This window comes from Falsibacillus albus (assembly GCF_003668575.1).
GTDB classification, from domain to species: Bacteria; Bacillota; Bacilli; order Bacillales; family DSM-25281; genus Falsibacillus; species Falsibacillus albus.
Genome location: NZ_RCVZ01000008.1, coordinates 141,707 through 161,393, shown reverse-complemented (window position 1 = coordinate 161,393; position 19,687 = coordinate 141,707). Strand labels below are relative to the sequence as shown.

At 43.4% G+C, this 19,687-nt stretch carries 16 protein-coding genes and 1 pseudogene; 4 read left to right on the top strand and 13 right to left on the bottom strand.

Annotated features, from left to right (window positions below):
* Window positions 1-8: 8 nt before the first annotated feature.
* Window positions 9-509 (bottom strand): competence protein ComK, encoded by a 501-nt coding sequence (locus D9X91_RS12880; RefSeq protein WP_158598314.1) that lies wholly within the window; start codon window positions 507-509, stop codon window positions 9-11.
* Between the two features lie 231 nt (window positions 510-740).
* On the opposite strand from D9X91_RS12880, the gene D9X91_RS12875 reads away from it, so the two are divergent.
* Window positions 741-1,244: a sigma-70 family RNA polymerase sigma factor gene (locus tag D9X91_RS12875; protein WP_121681036.1), complete on the top strand. Its 504-nt coding sequence runs from the start codon at window positions 741-743 to the stop codon at window positions 1,242-1,244.
* Between the two features lie 106 nt (window positions 1,245-1,350).
* Window positions 1,351-2,175 (top strand): glycosyltransferase family 2 protein, encoded by an 825-nt coding sequence (locus D9X91_RS12870; RefSeq protein ID WP_121681035.1) that lies wholly within the window; start codon window positions 1,351-1,353, stop codon window positions 2,173-2,175.
* Between the two features lie 79 nt (window positions 2,176-2,254).
* Here the strand turns inward: D9X91_RS12870 and D9X91_RS12865 are convergent, their stop codons facing one another.
* Entirely contained in the window at window positions 2,255-4,204 is a 1,950-nt protein-coding gene (locus D9X91_RS12865) for an S-layer homology domain-containing protein (RefSeq protein ID WP_121681034.1), read from the bottom strand.
* 271 nt (window positions 4,205-4,475) lie between these two features.
* Between D9X91_RS12865 and D9X91_RS12860 the strand changes: the two genes are divergently transcribed.
* Window positions 4,476-4,820, top strand: a complete 345-nt coding sequence (locus D9X91_RS12860; RefSeq protein WP_121681033.1) for a DUF805 domain-containing protein — start codon at window positions 4,476-4,478, stop codon at window positions 4,818-4,820.
* 288 nt (window positions 4,821-5,108) lie between these two features.
* On the top strand, window positions 5,109-5,456 hold the full coding sequence (locus D9X91_RS12855) for a DUF805 domain-containing protein (RefSeq protein WP_121681032.1): 348 nt from the start codon (window positions 5,109-5,111) through the stop codon (window positions 5,454-5,456).
* A 43-nt stretch (window positions 5,457-5,499) separates the two neighbouring features.
* Here the strand turns inward: D9X91_RS12855 and D9X91_RS12850 are convergent, their stop codons facing one another.
* From D9X91_RS12850 to D9X91_RS12800, 11 genes and pseudogenes are all read right to left on the bottom strand, one after another.
* Window positions 5,500-7,092: an APC family permease gene (locus D9X91_RS12850; protein WP_121681031.1), complete on the bottom strand. Its 1,593-nt coding sequence runs from the start codon at window positions 7,090-7,092 to the stop codon at window positions 5,500-5,502.
* Between the two features lie 173 nt (window positions 7,093-7,265).
* The gene (locus D9X91_RS12845; protein ID WP_121681030.1) at window positions 7,266-8,864 is read right to left on the bottom strand and encodes an extracellular solute-binding protein; all 1,599 of its coding nucleotides are present in this window, start codon (window positions 8,862-8,864) and stop codon (window positions 7,266-7,268) included.
* Window positions 8,865-8,921: 57 nt separating this feature from the next.
* Window positions 8,922-9,793, bottom strand: a pseudogene (locus D9X91_RS12840) (carbohydrate ABC transporter permease).
* A gap of 21 nt (window positions 9,794-9,814) precedes the next feature.
* Window positions 9,815-10,762 (bottom strand): ABC transporter permease, encoded by a 948-nt coding sequence (locus tag D9X91_RS12835; RefSeq protein WP_121681078.1) that lies wholly within the window; start codon window positions 10,760-10,762, stop codon window positions 9,815-9,817.
* A gap of 151 nt (window positions 10,763-10,913) precedes the next feature.
* Window positions 10,914-11,540 carry a YesL family protein gene (locus tag D9X91_RS12830; protein WP_121681029.1) on the bottom strand — a complete coding sequence of 209 codons (627 nt, stop codon included), beginning with the start codon at window positions 11,538-11,540 and terminating at the stop codon, window positions 10,914-10,916.
* 64 nt (window positions 11,541-11,604) lie between these two features.
* Entirely contained in the window at window positions 11,605-11,796 is a 192-nt protein-coding gene (locus D9X91_RS12825; protein ID WP_121681028.1) for a hypothetical protein, read from the bottom strand.
* Window positions 11,797-11,891: 95 nt separating this feature from the next.
* Window positions 11,892-13,907: a heparinase II/III family protein gene (locus tag D9X91_RS12820; protein ID WP_121681027.1), complete on the bottom strand. Its 2,016-nt coding sequence runs from the start codon at window positions 13,905-13,907 to the stop codon at window positions 11,892-11,894.
* 35 nt (window positions 13,908-13,942) lie between these two features.
* Window positions 13,943-15,367 (bottom strand): extracellular solute-binding protein, encoded by a 1,425-nt coding sequence (locus tag D9X91_RS12815; RefSeq protein ID WP_121681026.1) that lies wholly within the window; start codon window positions 15,365-15,367, stop codon window positions 13,943-13,945.
* Window positions 15,368-15,446: 79 nt separating this feature from the next.
* Window positions 15,447-16,517: an alpha/beta hydrolase family protein gene (locus tag D9X91_RS12810; RefSeq protein WP_121681025.1), complete on the bottom strand. Its 1,071-nt coding sequence runs from the start codon at window positions 16,515-16,517 to the stop codon at window positions 15,447-15,449.
* A gap of 23 nt (window positions 16,518-16,540) precedes the next feature.
* On the bottom strand, window positions 16,541-18,394 hold the full coding sequence (locus tag D9X91_RS12805) for a ligand-binding sensor domain-containing protein (RefSeq protein WP_121681024.1): 1,854 nt from the start codon (window positions 18,392-18,394) through the stop codon (window positions 16,541-16,543).
* 46 nt (window positions 18,395-18,440) lie between these two features.
* A complete protein-coding gene (locus D9X91_RS12800) occupies window positions 18,441-19,676 on the bottom strand; it encodes a DegT/DnrJ/EryC1/StrS family aminotransferase (protein WP_121681023.1) in 1,236 nt (411 codons plus the stop codon).
* Between the last annotated feature and the right edge of the window lie 11 nt (window positions 19,677-19,687).

The following is a 19,687-nucleotide window of genomic DNA, read 5'->3' as shown; positions in this document are numbered from 1 at the left end:
TTTAACTTTTATGTATTAACAGGATTGGATTTCTGAGATGAGTGGAGTTTTGTGAATGGCGGCGATGAGAAGTGGCATAGGCATTGCGCCGTTTTCTCACGCTGCGTCTGAAAGGTGTAGGAAGAACAGTTCACTTCTATGGTCATTTCGTTTGCAAAGACAACGGCAACAACTTTTCTTCGAAGTGCTTGAAATGATTGAATATGACGATGAAAAATCCATACGTTGTCATAGTCTTCAGGTGATTTTGTGGGGAACGCGTAGATCATTTCATGGCGGGAAATCATCAGAGGTGTCTTCTTCAGATAACCAAGCTTTCTCCGGACTGCCTTGATTCTGCCTGAGTAATCTGATCCCCTCTCCAAACAGGCAGCTTCCAGCAACTCCATGGACGTTAAGGTCGAATAATAAATTCCTTGCACATCATAAATCTTCGTCCGAAACACTTCATGATAAATCGGCTCCAGGGCCATCGTGTTTTGCGAAACCAAATAAGGTTTTTTCTCCATAAATCCCCCTCCTTCCCGCTTATTATACATTATTTCCCGTGAAATAAGTCTAATTTTGCAGAATTTTCTAATTTTAATGTATAGAAAATTAAAAAACCAGCCTTGATAATTAAATTTTCCCTACAAGATTTTTAAATTTCCAAACTTTGAAGCATTCCTCCCCCAATGATTATAGTAAACACAACCAATTGGATTACCTGGAAGGCCGGCCGTTCCCGAAAGGTTCGGAGCATGACCAGTTTTGAAGAAATACAAAAGCAATATGAACCGATGATCCACAAAATCGTCCATTCACTCAACCTGTACAAAAACAAAGATGAGTTCTATCAACTAGGGCTGATCGGATTGTGGAAGGCTTATGAAAAGATGGACCCTTCAAAAGGAAGCTTCACCAGCTATGCTTACATCAACATCAAGGGAGCAATGACAGAGGAACTCAAATCTTCCGTAAAAAGAGAGGAAACCTTCACCTACGCCAAGGAAGAATACTGGGAGAACATCGAAAACGACCATCAAATGTTCAGTGTCGCACTAAATGACCGAGACACCCTTCTTTCCTATTGCACCAAACTGACCGAAAACCAGACAAAATGGGTCCTTTACACCTTCCTCTACGGAATGACGGCCAAAGATATCGCAGAGAAAGAAGGCGTCTCCATTTCTGCGGTGAAGAAATGGCGGAATGGGGCGAAGGAACACTTGAAGAAAAACAAAGGAAAATTATTTATAGAGTAATAGATTATGTGGAGGCTCTCCTCTTTCTGCAAAAATACAGACATATTAACCAAAATATCCACTATAATAGTTAATGGTTAATTATACCTACACAGGAGAAATATTTATGAATATTTTAGTAAGCGTAATCATCCCTACCTTTAACCGGGGAATGTTTTTGTGTGAGCTTGTGGAAAGCCTCTTCCGTCAAACGTATAAACAATTGGAAATCATCATTGTTAATGATTTTGGGGAGAAAGTAGATTTTATTAAGGAGCTCTATCCCGAGTTGAATCTAAAACTCATCCAGCCCGATAGAAAGCTGGGTCATGTTGTCGCCCGGAATGAAGGCGTCCACGCAGCCAGTGGGAACTATATTTTGCTATGCGATGACGATGACATGCTGCTGCCGCATCATATCGAAGAATGCGTAAAAGTTCTCGATGCCGGTGAAGCGGACTTTGTCCATACTGATGCAGAGATGTTTGAATTTACGGTAGAGGAATTTGGCCGACAACCCTTTCATCACAGACTCTTTGCCTATGACTACACCATCGATGATATGAAGACCTACTCAACCTATGTACCTTCCGGGACAATATACCGGAAGAAGATCCATGAAGTCATCGGCAGCTTCGATCCTGAGATAAACAATTACTGGGACTGGGATTTCTTCTTAAGAGTCTATAAATCTTTTAACATTAAAAAACTCCCGATCGCCAGTGTCCTCTACGCCCATGGACATGGAAGCAACTCCCAGGATACATCAAAAATGAGGCCCTACCTGGATAGATTGTGTGCGAAGCATGGGTTGCCCTTGTTGCCGACCAATAACTTTGGGACGCTGCTGCAGGAAGATACGTTGAAAGCACGCCAATCCAAGAGCCGTCGATCCTGGGATAGCGGGGCAGTTGTTTCGAGATACGGGAAAATGATTAAGAAAACAATATAACCTATCCATTAATACAGCCGCGAACTATCCACAAAAAAAACCTCAACCCATTTACGGATTGAGGTTTTTCACAATCAACTTAATTATTTATGTTAGAAATATACTCATACGTATCGTCGCCGACGCTAATGGTGTATTTCACATAGTTCTCGCTTGTTGCCCAGAGGCCGAGTTTGAACGAAATGCTCATTCCAAATTGTTGGTAGGCAGGGATTTCAGTTGTAATTCCACTGTCCTGCATATTTTGTGCAGAAAACTCTGCTCTTTTTGTAGAACCTTCATACACTTCAACTTTTTCCACTTGAATGGTATCCTCGCTCAAGTTGTAAAAGGAGGTGTTGACTCCATTGATGACACCATTGATGGTCATGGATGCATACGTGTTGAAGCTTAAATCTGGTTTGTTGCTGACAGTGATTTGGCAGACCGCCGTATGTCCCTTTTCAAGCTGGGCTGTAATGGTTGCTTCACCTTCGCTGATCGTTTTCACCACGCCATTTTGATCTACGGTTGCAACGTTGGGGTTATCGGAACTCCAAGCTACAGCCAAATCAGAAACTTCATCTGGTGTTACGGTCGAAGTCAGCTGATACGTTTTATTGGTTTTTAATTTTTTTCCAGAAGTATTTAATCTCACTACAGCACTTTCCACCAAAAGTCTGTGAATCTCTTGTTCGGCTGCCTCAAGCTTATCGATTCCTTCAATTGAAACGGAAGAATCCATGTTCAACACGTCGTCAACTTTTACACGGGCTGTTTTCACCGCGTTTTGTTCGTTTAACGTCACGATCTCAGGAAGACCTGCAATTGCCTTTTCTGCCATTTCCTTTGCTTCAAGTAAGGCTAATGCGTCTTCTGCTTTTTTAAGAATTGCAATTCCTTCTACATCTGCATTTTTATCCAAATTGTAAACAGCTTCCACCTTCGTGCGTGCTGCATCGACTGCAGCTTTTTCTGCAAGCGTGATGGACGCCGGAAGTGCTGCGATTGCATTCTCCGCATCTTCCTTTGCATGCAAGAACGCTATCATAGATTCTGCTTTTTCCAAAACAGCGATTCCTTCAATATCCGCTTGATCATTTAGCTGATAAGCCGCATCAACGAAAGACCTTGCTTCTTTCACCACATCTTCATTTTCCAATGTAATTTCTGTTGGCAAAGCAGCAATCGCTTCATCTGCTTTTTTCACAGCCAGGGTAGCCTCTGACTCCTTTATAACCACTTTAATTTTAGCTTGCAGATCAGAATCGGCCACATCCCCTTTTACTATGTATTCGCCAGCCTTGCTGAAATCTGCCTCATCCCAAACAACTTCCTTTTGGGCTTTCGTATTGTCCTCGAGAGTCACTTCTATTTTACCAGGAAGATTGACTTTTTCCCCTTCTGTCACGCTCATATCCTCTAAGCTGCTGACATTGATCACTTTAGGTTCAATTGATTTTTCAGACCGGTATATAAAAAGGGCGAATTCCCCACGTGTAATTTTCTGACCTGTTCCAAATTGCGTTTCAGTTTTACCTTTCGTAATCCCATTGGCAACAAGCGCTTTGACATAATCCATATAGCGTGAGTTCACATCTGTGAAGGGAACTTCCCCAGTGCCTCCAAAATGATAGGCACGAGTTAAAATAATGGCCATTTCGCCTCGTGTTAATTTGTCATTTGCACCAAAGCTCGACGCCGTTTTCCCATTGATGATTCCCTCTTGCCTCAAGCTGTTAACCGCTGACTGCGCACGCTGAGGGACATCTGTAAATCCTGCATCTGGGGCATCTTTGGACTCTAAATCCAGCGCTCTGGCAATCATCACGGCAGCATCTGCCCGTTTGATTTGCTGAGAAACCCCAAAGCTTGAATCTGTCAAACCATTGGTAACCCCGTCATTTACTAAATAGCCAACTGCTTCTTCATAGCGATCGGAAACATCGCTGAACGAAGCCGCAGCAGCAGGTGCTGTAGCCACCGCAACAATTGCCGCAGTTGCAGCCGTTGCCATCAACATACGTAAAGATTTTGATAATCGACCCATTTTCCTTTCCAACTCCCATTATGTATTTTTCTTAGATGAAATTAGCAGTTTGTTATATTTATAAAACTGCATATCAAATAAACCTTTCGTATTCTATCACATTTTTTGGAAAGGAATCTTGTTCATGTGCAAATTACCTTAAATTGGCGTATATGTAAGATGGAGGATCATGAAAAATATTTCACTAGAAAAACTCAAGATAACAGGAATTATATGGTAAAATATTAAAGGTTGTGTTTTTCAAAATTAATTTCATCCGGGGGGACATTACATGCAATGGTATTTAAAAGTATTGCAAAATTATGTTGGATTTCAAGGAAGGGCTAGACGCAAGGAATATTGGATGTATGCTTTGATAAACGAAATCATTGTACTCATTCTTACTGCTTTACAGCATGCTGCAGATCTTCCTTCCATAATATTAGGTCTGTATTCCTTGGCTGTTTTGATCCCAGGACTCGCAGTCAGTTTTCGCAGACTGCATGATACTGGAAAAAGTGCATGGTGGTTATTGATCGCCATCATACCGATTGTCGGATTAATCGTTCTGCTAATATTCTTTTGCCAGGACAGCCAAGATGGAGCAAATAAGTATGGCCCGAATCCTAAAGTGTGACACAGACCATATTTACATAGGTAATACCCTATTAACAAACCACCGCTCTAACTAGGACGGTGGTTTGTTATATTTATATAACTGCGAATCAAATAAACCTTTCGTATTCATCACATTTTCTGGAATAGAAGCTTGTCCATAAGTAAATCAACTTCAATTGTGTAAGTATGATATGAAGGGCTCATCAAAATAATATTTTACTAGAAAAATTTCAGACGCAAGGAAATTATATGATAGGATGTTAAAGATTGTGTTCATCGCAATACATTTCATCCGGGGGGATATTTCATGGAATGGTATTTGAAAGTATTGAAAAATTATGTTGGATTTCAAGGGAGGGCTAGACGGAAGGAATATTGGATGTATTTGCTGATTAATCAAATTATAATATTCATTCTTGCAACGATAGAATATTTCGCAGATATCGATCCATACCTGAAGGGGATCTACTATCTTGCTACTTTGCTCCCAGCACTTGGAGTAAGCTTGCGCCGACTGCATGATACGGGAAAAAGCGGTTGGTGGTTGTTGGTTGCCCTGATTCCGATTGTTGGAATCATTGTCTTAATCATTTTCTTTTGTCAGAGCAGCCAGGATGGCGAAAATAAATATGGCCCGAACCCTAAAACAGCCTGATTCCTTAAAAAATCACCGTCCGACCAGGACGGTGATTTCTTTTTTATTCTTCTACTTCCTCTTCCTCGGTAATTCTAGCTTTCTTCAAGGATGTATTCACACCCCAGTAGTAGATGACCAAGGAACCGATAGCCACGACGAGTGTATCCCAAGGGCCGCTGATGAGCTGGTGCGGTTTTTCGCCGGCATCATTCGTTGGACCAAATGAACCGATATAGGACATGATCAGCATGAATGCATAGTACCCGAACATCCATAGACATGCTCTGAAGTCCTCTTTTAAAGTTGCCCGCAGTTTTTCATCTTTATCGACGAAAGCAAAGTAAAGCACGAGCGAGCCGACAAGCATGAGGACGAGCAATTTCACAACGTCCCAGCCGCTCCAATACGCAATGAAAGATGCTGCGATGAAGGCTAACGGTGATACGATGCCCATTCCTTTTAAATAGAATGGACGTTTAAGTTCCGGATTCGTTTTCCGTAGTGATGCTGCGGAAATCGGCCCGGTCATGTACGTGAAAACAAAGGCAGCTGTAACAGCGCCAACGAGACCGCTCCATACCTGGAACTGAGCCGGAAGCGTCCACGCGATTCCAAGGATCAGTGCCAGCCATAATGCGCCGCGCGGAAGACCTGTTCTTGGATCGACCTTGCGGAAAATGGAATAAAAATATCCGTTTTTCGCCCAAGCGAACATGACGCGCGCTGTACCGGAAAGGAAGATGTTCCCCGTCGCAGCAGGTGAAATCGCCGAATCAATCAAGACAAGATTGGCAAGCCAGATGATGCCCAATGTCTGCGCCAAATCAGCCCACGGGGAAGAATAGTCGAGGCTTGACCAGCCTGCAGCCACGACATCTGCAGGAACCGCGCCGATAAAGGCTAATTGCAGCAATACATAAAGCACTAGACAAAGAGCGATCGAGATGATGATCGACCACGGGATGTCCCTTTGTGGATTTCGTGCTTCCGCGGCAAAGTCGACCGACTGCCGGAAACCAAGGAAGGCGAAAGCAATCCCGGCGCCAACCACGGCTTTGAAGACACCGTGAATGCCTCCCGGATCTGCGCCGCCAGCGTGGAAGTTGCTGACATCCATATTCATGAATAAGACAACCATGATCAAGATTGGTACGACAAATTTAAAGAACGTGACAAAGGTGTTTACTTTTCCAAAGAAGTTGACGCTCCAGTAGTTGATTAAGAAGAAGATGAGGACTAAGAGTGCTTGTACGATAAAACCCAAGGTTGTCGGACCGCCATCTGCCGTCGAGAGTGCTGCCCAATAATGGGTGGCATAGCTTCGAACCGCGATGACTTCAACCCCGATGACACTCGTATAACCGAGCAAAGAGGCAAAACCGATGAGATACCCAACCATGGAACCGTGCGTATAATCTGGAAAACGAAGAAATCCGCCAGATCGCGGAAGTGCAGCGGATAATTCTGCATAAACGAGGCCTAATAAAATAAAAATGATTGCGCCGATCACCCAAGAGATCCAAGAATGCGCACCTGCGAGCTTGGCACCATTCATTGCCCCGTACAACCAGCCGGAGCCAATGATCGATCCGCAGCCCAGAAATGTTAAATCGAGAAAACTAAGTTCTTTTTTAAATTTCCCTTGCTGTGCCATTTTCTACCCCCTAATAAAAATGTTATCTAGTACATAATAATTATACGCATAAAAAATTTGATAATTCAATGTATTTCGACAAATAGTGATTGAAAGGGTGACAGGCACCATCCAATTCCTGGATGGTGCCTGTCACCCTTCACTTTAGGGGGCATACCCCTATTAAACACCTTCTATTCCCACTTTCTATCTGTATACCCTTTGTCTTTGATGCCTTGATTCATTTCTTTTATGATGTCGGATCCACCGCGCTTGAGGTATTCGTCGACTAGTTTATCCCAATCAGATACTGGTCTTTGGCCGGCTATCATTTTTGCTTGTTCGTTTGTCAGGAACTGCATCAGGTCGGCTCCTTTTTCCTGTTCAGTTTTCGAAATGACGCCATAGGAAGGATTGATATACATATGGCTGTCATTAAACATATCCTGCAGGGAATTGACCAGCTCCTTCATTTCAGGAAGCTTGTAATCGTCCGCATAGCGCACATCTGCATCAGATGGTACATATTCTCTGTTATCCAGGAAGTACGTGGATGGCGCCAATCCTTCGGAAGAGAAAGTCGGTACACGGACAGGCAAATCGTTCTCCATATTATATCCTTTGCCTTCTTTGCCCCACATCCAGTCGAAGTCTTGATTTTGCGGATTTCGTTGATCGGCTGGGAAGAACTTTTTACCTGCGTCCACCAATTCCAAAGTCCGATATATTTTCCCTTTGTCGCCTTCCAGCTTGGCATTGAGGGCCAAGATCCCTGAATACCCAGAGCCCATCGTGAACCCTTGAGAATCATCTGGTGCTTTAAATGGCGGAATGGCCACTAACTTCGCTTTAGGATCGATTTTCAACAATCCACTTAAATAATCTTCGCTCATACCAGCGACACCACCGACAAAGATTCCTGCTTTTCCTGAGTAGAATTCATTATTTGTATCTGCCCAATTCAGTACGGCGAAATCCTTTGTCATAGCGTCTTCTTTATAAAGGTCGGCAAAGAACTGAATCAAACCTTTCCGCCCATCGGAAATCATCCCGGGAATGAAGTCGCCGTCGTCGTTTTTATGGTACCAGGCACTGGCATCCCAATAGGCCCCCATATTGAAGTTGGGATTTATATTTTCCCCAACCGCAAGGCCATATGTGTCATCTTTTCCATTTTGATCAGGGTCATCTTTTGTAAAGGCAATCGCAACCTTTTCCAATTCCTCGTAGTTCGTCGGCATTTCCAATCCCAGATTATCCAGCCAATCCTTGCGAATGATCGGCGTCAGTGGATATGGGTTTGAATAGCGTGGAATCCCATAAATCTTGCCATTCACTTTAAAAGAATCATAGACATGATCAGGGATTTTGGAGAGTGTTTCATATTCTTTCAGGTAATCATTCAGCGGGAGGAAAGCGCCTTCCTTCGCCCATTGATAGAATCGATTATCGTCCGCAGTGAAGCCGATCATATCTGGCATGCTGCCAGAGGCGACAATGGCTGAAGACTTTTCTGCATAATCACCCTGAGGAATGATTTCAGGTTTGTAATCGACATTGAATCGCTCATTGATCATATCGATACCGGGGCTTGATGCTGGCGGCGGATCACCATATCGGAAAGTCATCCCGGTAATTGTATATTTTTTGCTATGATCGAACGGGTCCATTGCTGTTTTAGTGTCAGTTCCTTTACTATCAGCGTCTCCTTTTGTTTCATCCGAGGTGCAGCCAATCAATGAAAAACTAAGGGAAAGACTTAGAAAACCAGCCAACAAATGTTTTTTTCTCAAATTAACCCCTCCATATATTTATTTGACACACTGTACCATGCAAACAGCATCACTCAATCAGCCCTTTACGGAACCAAGCATCACTCCTTTAGCAAAATGTTTTTGCAGAAATGGATAGACAATCAATATAGGAACGGTAGCTAATAGAATAGCTGCCATCTGTACCGTTTCAGGCGGGGGGAGCACTTCCATCATCTCGTGTGATCCGAGAGCTGCATTTGGCTCATTTACGATGACGATTTGCCGCAAAATGACCTGAATCGGCCATTTCGCAGGATCACTCAAGTACAAAACCCCGGTAAAGTAACTATTCCAATGACTGACTGCATAAAAGAGGCCGAATGCAGCCAGTGCAGGCTTCGAGAGTGGCAAAACGACTCTCGTGAATATCTGCCAATCATTTGCCCCGTCAATGATCGCCGCTTCTGAAAGCTCTTCTGGGATTGCCATGAAAAATTGCCTCATGATAATTAAATTAAACGGACTGATGGCTACCGGAATGATCAAAGACCACCACGTATTCAGCAATCCTGTTGCTTTGACAATCATATAGGTTGGGATCATCCCCGCGGAAAACAGCATAGTAAAAAGCACAAGGAAGAGGATCGTCCGCTGTCCGTATATCTTTCTTGCCAATGCATAAGCCATTGTCGAGGTAAATATTAAATTGACAAACGTCCCCACCACGGTAATGTAAATGGTGACGAAGATGGAGTGGATGAAAGGATCGGAGCTCAGTATGTATTTATAAGCATCTGTCACCCATTCCTTCGGCCAAAGGAGAAAACATTTTCCAAAAAATCGCTCAAGCTTGAAAAGGAGACGGCAAATATATAAAGGAAAGGGAGAATCATACTAGCTGCTATGATCAGAAGTAAAATACCATTGATTCCATTAAAAACTTTTTCACCGGGTGAAGTTTTAGACAAAGCAATCCCCACACTTTCTAGTTAAAATAAACCTTCTTCTCCAAACCGTTTGGCCAGTCTGTTTGCCAACACTACAAGCACCAGACCAATGGCCCCTTTAAACAATCCCACGGCTGTCGCAAAACTGTAGTTCGCCTGCTGAATCCCCTTAAAATAAACGAATGTATCAAGGACATTTCCTGACTCCATATTAAATGGATTGAGCATCAGGAAGATTTGTTCAAAACCGTTGTCCATGACGTTTCCCAGGCGGAGAATCAACAGGATGATGATGGTGCTCTTCAGCGCTGGAAGCGTAATATGCCAAATCTGCCTCCACCGTCCTGCACCGTCCATTACAGCAGCTTCATATAAATGCGGGCTGATCCCTGAAAGCGCTGCCAAAAAGATGATCGTCCCCCACCCTGATTCCTTCCAGATGACCTGGATGACAATAAGTGGCTTGAACCAGGCAGGGTCGGTAAGAAAGGGAAGCGGGTCCATTCCGAACTTACCCATGAAATTGTTTACTAGACCCTCGCTCCTCAAAAAGATGACCGTAATACCGACGACAACAACCCATGATAGAAAATGGGGCATATAGACAATGGATTGAAGGAAACGTTTATATACCTGGTTCCTCAATTCGTTTAACATCAAGGCAAGCAAAATGGAGATCGGGAAGGCAAAAATGATCTGAAGAAGTGAAATTTGCAGCGTATTCCAGATAACCTGGATGACTTCCGGCCCCTCAAAGATAAGTTTGAAATTTTTCATCCCCACCCATGGACTGTCGGCAAAGCCGCGGAACGGACTATAATCCTTAAAAGCTAGTAAAAGACCCGCCATCGGGACATAACGATAGATCAAGAAAAATAAAATACCCTGCAAGACAAGCAAGTACAAATATCGATCGCGCCAAATTTTCTTTCTGATACTTCCCCACTTTGTTTCTGCGCTGATTTTATGATGAACGGCATTAGAAGACATTCGTTCTGACCTGGGCTTGGCTTCCACAAACCGACTCTCCTCTCTCATATGTATTTTCTGAAATTTCCATACATGTATACAACATGTATTTATAAGGTAACAATAATACAAATTATTAGAAAATTCAATGATTTTTAATGAAAAATTTTTCCTACTCCTTATTCTTTTTTTCAATCAGTTCAAAGAGGCGAAGCGACAACAGCATGAGAGGCAAGGTAATCAAGCTCCCTCCAAAAAAAGGAAGGAGTCCAGGTATTTTCATCATCAAGTAATATGGAAAATAAAGTCCCAGAGCCATTAATATGGAATAGAGCGGATTCGAAAGCGCGATGTAGACTGCGTTTCTTATGTATTGAAAAATGCCAAGTTCGTATTGAACATAAACCGGGAAAGCAAAAAGCAACGCTGCCAGATAAATAACGCCCAAGAGAAAGAAGAAAAACGTAAATAGAATTCCCGTTAAAGAAGGGATGCCGCGGAAGAAATGAAGGTCCGCATAGAGGATGAGCCCTATCGCCACCCATGCATAGCCATATAGATTAGATTTGAGGAATTCCCTTTGATATTCCTTTTTGAAATACGAAATCAAAGGAAGGTCAAGATCGCCGCTCTGATTCCATTTCCGGACGACAGAAAACATCGCAACGGTAGAAGGAAACATACCAGCCGCACCCACTCCAATGAGAATCCCCGAGAGCCACAGGAGATTGAGGCATGCCAATTTCATGGCCCAATTTCCATAGCGATAAAGGCCGCCTTTCCATCCTGTCAATTCCATGTAAATGCCTCCCTCCCTAAATAATGTAAATAGTCTGATTATTTACATCTTACATCAGGCTTGCCTACATTACTAGAGTGCTTGAGAAAATAAGCACTATTTCATAGTTTCCATTTGGCAGATTGAACTCCATGCCGCTTTTTTCAGCATTGTATTTACCCAAATCCCTAACTGGACAATTTCCGTTCACAACAACTTTTAATGGTTCTGGAGTTTTAACAAACACATAGCTTTTACTCCGTTGTTCCAATTTCACAATTGCTTCCTTCTCATAAAAGCTTACAGAGACATTTATTTGTTCACTGGATTGAATAATGAGGGTTTCATGCACAACTAATTCACAGCCATTTATCAGCGCAGATTTTTTGAGCCTTGATTAAAAGAAACCCAGCCCTGCTCCCCTGCCAGTCTCACAATCCCGTCCTCTGTCGATTGGTGAACACATGTCCGTTCCTCATTCATAAGCAAATAATCCACTGTGTCTTCATTCTCTACCTTCAAATCAAAAAGCGCACCCGAGTGTTTTAAGGTATAAGGTGACTGTTTCGGCTTTCCTTCCCTCGGATCCAACGGCTGAATTAATGTGGCCATATACTGGACTTCTTGAATTTCTTGAGGAACCACTTCGAGAAAGGTTCCATATTGTTCTGCACCAGTGTAATGGCATACCTTGCTGTCCGCCTTAAAAGGATAGCAAACAGAAATCGCGGCTTCTGAATGCTCGCCTATAAACTTGACCGTCCTTTCTTGTGCTCTATCCCCAGGCCTCAGCACCATACCCCCAGCCTCTATTCTGGAAGGTGTATGGAACAGAAATGATAGCTTAGTCTCAGGCTTCTCTTTTCTGACTTTGTCGATTATGACAAAATACCGCTTATCGATGTGAATAATTTTGCGTTCCCATCCAGAAATACAAGAATCATAAGCATCCGCTGCCTCCCCGATGATGAAAGAGAAGCCTTCAGATGAATACCAATCAACAAATCTGCTTCTGCCCCTATTCAATTGGCCCTTCCCATCTGCCAGCATACTGTTATGCCCCACCGTTCCAAGTGTGTATTCCCGCTTTGGCCCTTCAACATAATCCTGGTATCCCGGATTAGTGATCAGCCATTCCCCTGCTGTGTGGAGGACGAAATTATTTTGATCAAAATGGTTATGGTCCTTTGCCGACTCACTTGATGTAAATGCCAGAAGGTGATCTTTCTTCCCCCAACCGCTTCTGAAGGCCGCCCAACCAATTGTCGGGAATATCTTTGAGCATTTATTTTTATAGTAAAAATCGGGGTGGATGGGAGGTGGGATTTTCCTGAATTCCAATAAAATGTCTAATTTTTTCTCAAAGAATTGATGAATGTACCAACTGCATACGGGATGATCGGTATTGGAGGCAATCACAGCCATCAAGTAGGAAACATCCAGCTTATAAAAGGAATCGGAAAAATTGACAAAGCTCGATTGTCCACCCGTTCCTAGCATGTACAAGAATAACTCAGGAAGTAAGCTGAAATATTTATGCGTGATCAGCTCATCATTTCCCGTTGATCTCTTTAGAATGTCTGCTGCCATCAGAACATGTCGTGCTGCTACATTTAAATATAATAAGCCCTCAATCTCTGGCTCTACTAACCTATTGTTCATATAACGGATGATATACTCCGAGGAATTTTGCAGGAAAGGATCGATTGCACCTTTATTGTCTTCCTCCAAGATCGTCAGCGCACCTATGAACATCGCGACCCGCTTGGAAGCGATGATATTATGGCTGTCATGATTGTTCAAATCAATACCCAGCAGCTTCAGTCCTTTTTCAAATATGGCTTGATTAACAATCCAAATTTCTTCCGAAGCAAGAGTGTTATAAATAGAATCGTAGCCGATTGACACCGCCAAAACAAAGTGAGCAATACTCAAACTGCCTTCTGCTCCTCTTTTCGGAAACTCATACCACCTTGAAAAAGCCGAAAGAGAGAAGAGATACTCCTTTATCTTTGAGGCGAATGAATCTTTCCTAGTCATTCCGTAAGCAACAGACAATACTTTGATTCTCTCTTCAATTGCCCTTGAGTACATGGTCCAATAAGGATAATCGGTATAGCCTGGCGGGTCTTCAACAGGTTCAAGCTGAACAAGCGGCAGCGGGATATTCAGTACAATATCACAGCTTGGATAGGAAACGGAGAACTCTTTTTCACTGGCATACTTTTCAGCCAAAAGCTCGATTTCCCTCCAGATCTCGTCGAAACGAATGGCACCACCGGAAACCTCAGTAACATCAACCCGGGATTTCATTTCAACTATTTCTTCATTATTAAACAGTATCCTAGGGTGAGGCTTTAAATCTTTTAGAACCTGAAAAGTATCCATTCTATTCACCACTCCTTTCCAACGTTACGTTGAACTTAAATAATGGCCGCTTCCTCATTCAACATCGCATCGATCCGTTTACATGCATCCTCCGCCCTTTCCATATTAGCCCAAAGAAGATGGAGTTCATTTTCAATCAATTCCAATTCCTTGATCTGCACATTGAGGTCCTTTACGGTGACAGCATGCGGCATCACTTCCTTAAAGGCGTTATAATGGGCCGGATGGATGCCTGGCTGAAGCAAATAATTATCCTCCGCAACAAATCGAAGCATCGGAATGGTACAGCCATTCTGCTTAATCATCGTTTGAGCTTCCGTGCTGACCATATAGCTGACCAACGCCTTGGCTGCCTCTCTCACTTCACTGTTGGCATTTATTCCGAGCGCCCCCCCAATGAGCAAGGTTGCCGGGGCAGTTTTTTGCGGGGGCGGGAGGATATCCCATTTGATTTTATGGTCCCTGAACTCGTTCATAAAATAATAAGTGGTAAGGATCATTGCGGCACGTTCACGCATAAACAGGTTTTCCGCCAGGACATTACTGCCGTGTGAGAAAATCGGCGAAACCTGATGCTTATACATCAAATCTACACAAAAATTAAGTGCCTCAATGTTCTCTTTGCTATTCATCATGGATTTGGAACGATCTTCCGACATGAAACGTCCATTATTCTGCAATAGGAAAACAGGCCAACGATTCGTCAATGAGGAGAAGCAAAAACCGTATTGATCAATTAAATTGTTTCCATCAAAATCCTTTGTATTGAGGCTCGCAAAATCGAGTAATTGATCCCACGTCTCCATTCGGAAATCCTTTGGAATCCCTGCTTTTTCAAACATTTTTTGGTTATAGCAAATCATGACAGGGGAAAATACGAATGGTGTCACAAGAAGTTGATGATCATAGGTAAACATTTCGAAAACCTTTTCGTAGCTGTCTTTCTCCGGATTGATATGTTCAGGCAAAAAAGGGTCTATGACATTCAAGCGCTGCGACTCTGCCAGCTCCCGGAAATGGTAGTCAGATACAATAAATACATCGGGGCCGTTTCCTGCGGCGATGGACTCGGTCAAATTGTATACATATTGGCTATTCGGCAGGATTTGCAGGCTCACCCGAATATATGGGTTCAGCTGTTCAAAACGCTCAATGATCTTCTTGGCAATTTCAATTTCATATGAATCTGAGAACCAGCCAAGATTTATGATTTGTTTTTGGGCATCTTGCGGGATGGTCACCCGGTTTCCCTTTCCTGGAATTTTCTCAATCAAGCCTTCTTCAACTAGCAGAGCGAGTGCTTTCCGAATGGAAACACGACTTAACTCATATTCCTTGCTCAATGTATTTTCTGGAAGGATGAATTCACCCGGCTTGATTCTGCCGGATATAATTTCTTCCTTTAATTCATGAATAAACCTATTGTAGCGATCTTCAAATTCACTTTTTCTTTTCAACATAACAGACAGCTCCCATACAGCTTGATAACCCCAATTTTAAATGAGTAATCGAAGTTTTGCAAAAATGACTTCCAACCTGTCATGGTTTTCCCGCATACAGCCAGCGATCAAGAAATGAATACGCTATCCCCCTGATTTCTAAAGGGAAATCATGACCTGCGCTTCCAATCAAAGAAGTATACTTTTCCTCCTCACCCATCCACGCGTACAGAGAATGCAAGTCAGCCAGACCATCCGCGGCAGGCTTCCAATGCGGGAAAATCTTATCATTCTGCCCCATCCACATAAATAAAGGTACAGGGGCAGCAAGTGCCGCTATCTCATTGAATTCAAAAGGAACCCTCGCTTCATTGATATAATCGCTTAATTTTGGAATGTGGGTGAACCAATCCCTTCTTCCCCATCTATGTATTTCAGGATCCTGGGACAAAGTAGTGAATCCACAACTGCACACCACGGCTTTGACCCTCTTATCCACCCCCGCCAAGAAATAACCGTTATAGCCTCCAAGCGAATGGCCGATGACACCGATCTTTTCGGCGTCAACAATACTCAATGATTCCAACAGGCTGATTCCTTGGCGATGATCTGAAATCATTTTTCCGACAGCAGACCAGTCTGGATGCTGCCGATAGAAAGAAGCCGTATGAAAAGGCTGATCGTGTGGAAGCACCCTCTCTCCCGCTGTTATAGTATCCGGTGCTAAAACCAAATAGCCCCTCTTAACAAGCTCGAGGCCATATTGACGGTTTTCTCTCCCTGTATCGAGACAAATATCATCTTTTCCAGATTCAGAAGTAGGATGAAGCGCTAGGATGGCTGGCAAGCTACTTCCGTTATGGGACAACCTTTTACGGACATCTTCTTGCGCTATTAATTTATTCCCCTTACCTGCATTCGGAATTAAAAGGCTGGCCGGGACCCAGTCGCCAAAGACGGATAAGTAGCGAATTTTCACAAGAAGATGGTCATCATGATCCTCCCATGAAATAATGTCCATTCGCGTTTTGATCAATGGCGGGATCTTCCCAATGCAATCAATCCACGCATTCAAAATCGATTCCCTTTTGGACTTCCAATCTTTAATCGTTTCGATATTCTCCAATAATGAGGGAACCCCTTTTAAGGACAACTCCATTAACGAGTACAAAGCATTCACCCCCCACAATTGATTTAATCGAGCGAATCCAACGTTATGGGAAATTCAGCATGTATGCTGCAAAGACGGCTGCCGCTTCCGAAATAAATCCTTCCTTCACGAAAGACCATTCCGCTTGATGCCTCCATTGGGAGCCGAACCATCACCATGGGATCAGAGAATTCCCCTTCTCCAATTTTCACCGATAGCAGCGCATTGGATAACAAAATAAGAAGCGAGCTCGTTCCCTGATTAAAAGCAAGCCCGTTCCGCACCACACATCCCCATTGGGATAAGTCTTTTTTGAAAAGAACCTTCCGTGTACATGGATCACAGATGAAGTATTGGCTGGAATCGGTCAAGCCGTGCACACGATGGAATCGATCCATATACTGTTGAACGATTTCCCTCGCCCCTGCAACTGGGACAAAGACGTCTTCTACAACCTTTTTTTTCCAATTAAAAAGATAAAGACATGCTTCTTTTTCAGATGAGCTTGCCCCTCCAGGTGTTTCGATCGACGTCCCACCCACGATGTAATCTGAGTTTAACTCCACGAGACAGATGGTGCTCTGATTGGAAATCACCCGATCATGCGTAAGTAAAGTATGCTGCTCTGTCTGAATGTTGAAGATGCCCAGGCCACCTCCGACCATTCCATATCCCGGAAATCCTCCCCAGACGATATGTATTCCGTCGCTCAGTGCAACAGCACATCGGGGCCGATGGATTTCCTCCGTCTGCAGGATCAGACGAGGATTCTCGCTTCGAACGAATGGTTTTTGCGTATCAACTCTGTATAGCTTCCCACCTGCATACGCAGCCCCCATCAGGACATTGCCTTGTGAAGCGTAAGCAGCAATGTTCCCGCCGCCTCCTTTTTCAATGACATCTCCACCGAAATTGGTAATCTTATCCTCAGTAAAGTCATACCGAAAGAATTGCAATGGATGCATAGATGATCCATATAGATGACCATCAGGTCCTAAAACAATAGTAGAAAGATTGGCGCCATAAGAGTCATATTTGAACGTGATTCGTTTTTCTGCCCCTGTTTCTTTTCGAAAGAAATCAACATATCCTTCTGTAAGGCTATAGGATGCCACTTGATAAGTCGATTCCAAATTCCTATGGATTTTCTGAAAGCCTCCTCCTGTGTATCGAGACATTGCTGATTCAAGACTTCCGGCAATGCATCCTCTAGAAAATAACAGGTTGGACGTAAATGTCACTGCTTCCTTAAAATCGTTTGCCTCCAAATGACCATATACAGATCCGTCAGTCCCGGAGTAAACATACCCAACACCCTTTTGACGTTCATTCTCCGGAACCAAGTTTTTCTTTTTTCCATTTTTGGGATGGAATGCAACAATATTTTTCCGCTCAGTGCCTATCCCTAAGTACACCCATCCTTCGCGATCGATTGCTATCGTGCCAGGGTATTTTTCCGTAGGGTCCATCGAGCCGTAATCAATGATTTCATTGACCCGAGGACTGTACCGAAGCAAATGGCAATGAGGATAAGAAGTGAAATAAATCTGACCATCATTATCCTCAGTAAAGCTAAACCCGACGATTTCTTCTCCATTATCAATAGGTGTATGGAAAACGAATGTTTCCAAAAAGGGATCTAAAACGAGTAATACATTGCCAGCTCCTGTATAAAATAAACCGTTGCTGCTGAATGAGGCAAAGGGATATTCATTATTGCTATCTGGAAATGATACCTGACTGAAACCGCCCTTTTCCGGGTCAATGATCAGCACAAACCCTTTAGCCGCGATGACAAACCTGCATTCTTCACCCTGCATGCAGAAAGCTGCGGTTCTTGCTTCTTCGGCTTGGACCGGAATACCATGGTCAATAAATGATGAAGTCTCATTAATCAACGCTGCCCCCCCCTTTCACTTCAGGCTGAAAATATCAAGTTATACCTCACTTAGAATAATAAGCAGCCACTTTTTCAATCCCCACCATCATTTCCTCAATATCCTCATCTGAGAAAAATTCATTGAGATCTAGACGTATTGCTGTTTGAAGGATATTCTCAGCGTTGGGACAGCTTCCCGGTGAATAGTCATAAGCTCCTTGATCAAATGGGAAATGGCTGTTTTTATATGCCTGTTTCTTTTGAAAAAGCTCCTGGGCGTAAATCACTTTTGGAATATACCCGGCCTGATTGGGTATCCCCTCGGCAGCCAGCGCCTTCGAAAATTCTTCTCTCGTACAGGAAAGCTCATGCAAGTTGAGTGTGAACATATAAAACCAATAACTGCACCAACCCGCTTCATGAATATTCATGGCGTTAACCCCTTTTATCCGCTTAAGACAATCATTCAGCCGGTCACCAAGCGCATTGCGTCTAGTGCAAATCCATTCCAGCTTTTTCAGCTGGGCAATGCCGACCGCCCCCTGGAGCTCCGTCATACGGTAATTCGGCGCCAAGTATTCCAAATCCTTTGATACGGAGTCTCCATGACGCTGATAATTTTTATCGGCAAAGGCGTGGGCAGTAAAATAATCGGCTTCATCCCCTGAATTGATGGTAACGATTCCACCGTCTCCTGTAGAAATATGCTTGAAGTCATTGGTGCTGAAGCAGCCATAGTCGCCGATCGTCCCCGTTAAACGGCCCTTGTACTTGGTCAGATAGCTCTGGGCGCAATCCTCGATCACTTTAAGGTGGTATTTTTTCGCCAGTTCCATGATCGGATCCATATCGCATGGATTCCCGGACAAATGGACCACAAGAATCGCCTTTGTCCGCTCAGTGACTTTCTGTTCAATCGACTCAGCCGTCAAATTGTAGCTGTGAGGATCCAAGTCAGCAAAGACCGGGACTGCATTTTGATAAAGGATCCCGATGACCGTGCCTTGATCAGTGATGGGGCTTGTAATAACCTCATCGCCCACCGTTACCCCAGCCGCGCCAAGGGCAACATGGAGTGCTGCAGTGCCTGAAGATGCCGCGACACTATATTTCGTTTTGTATATTTTGTTAAAATCATTTAAAAAACGCTTCACTTTTTGTCCGAAATGATAAAAAAGTGTATTTTGCTCGAGTGCCTCAAGCAATTCTTTCGCCTCTTCAACTCCAAAGCGTCTACCAGTCCCAAAAGGTGTATTTTTCACTTTCGGTCCGCCATTAATCGCCAGTTGATTACGCTCCATGACCATCCCCC

Bases quoted from the DNA above. Each gene is read 5' to 3' on its own strand.
- D9X91_RS12880 (WP_158598314.1), bottom strand. From the start codon at position 509: ATGGAGAAAAAACCTTATTTGGTTTCGCAAAACACGATGGCCCTGGAG.
- D9X91_RS12875 (WP_121681036.1), top strand. From the start codon at position 741: ATGACCAGTTTTGAAGAAATACAAAAGCAATATGAACCGATGATCCAC.
- D9X91_RS12870 (WP_121681035.1), top strand. From the start codon at position 1,351: ATGAATATTTTAGTAAGCGTAATCATCCCTACCTTTAACCGGGGAATG.
- D9X91_RS12865 (WP_121681034.1), bottom strand. From the start codon at position 4,204: ATGGGTCGATTATCAAAATCTTTACGTATGTTGATGGCAACGGCTGCA.
- D9X91_RS12860 (WP_121681033.1), top strand. From the start codon at position 4,476: ATGCAATGGTATTTAAAAGTATTGCAAAATTATGTTGGATTTCAAGGA.
- D9X91_RS12855 (WP_121681032.1), top strand. From the start codon at position 5,109: ATGGAATGGTATTTGAAAGTATTGAAAAATTATGTTGGATTTCAAGGG.
- D9X91_RS12850 (WP_121681031.1), bottom strand. From the start codon at position 7,092: ATGGCACAGCAAGGGAAATTTAAAAAAGAACTTAGTTTTCTCGATTTA.
- D9X91_RS12835 (WP_121681078.1), bottom strand. From the start codon at position 10,762: ATGTCTTCTAATGCCGTTCATCATAAAATCAGCGCAGAAACAAAGTGG.
- D9X91_RS12830 (WP_121681029.1), bottom strand. From the start codon at position 11,540: ATGGAATTGACAGGATGGAAAGGCGGCCTTTATCGCTATGGAAATTGG.
- D9X91_RS12820 (WP_121681027.1), bottom strand. From the start codon at position 13,907: ATGGATACTTTTCAGGTTCTAAAAGATTTAAAGCCTCACCCTAGGATA.
- D9X91_RS12815 (WP_121681026.1), bottom strand. From the start codon at position 15,367: ATGTTGAAAAGAAAAAGTGAATTTGAAGATCGCTACAATAGGTTTATT.
- D9X91_RS12800 (WP_121681023.1), bottom strand. From the start codon at position 19,676: ATGGAGCGTAATCAACTGGCGATTAATGGCGGACCGAAAGTGAAAAAT.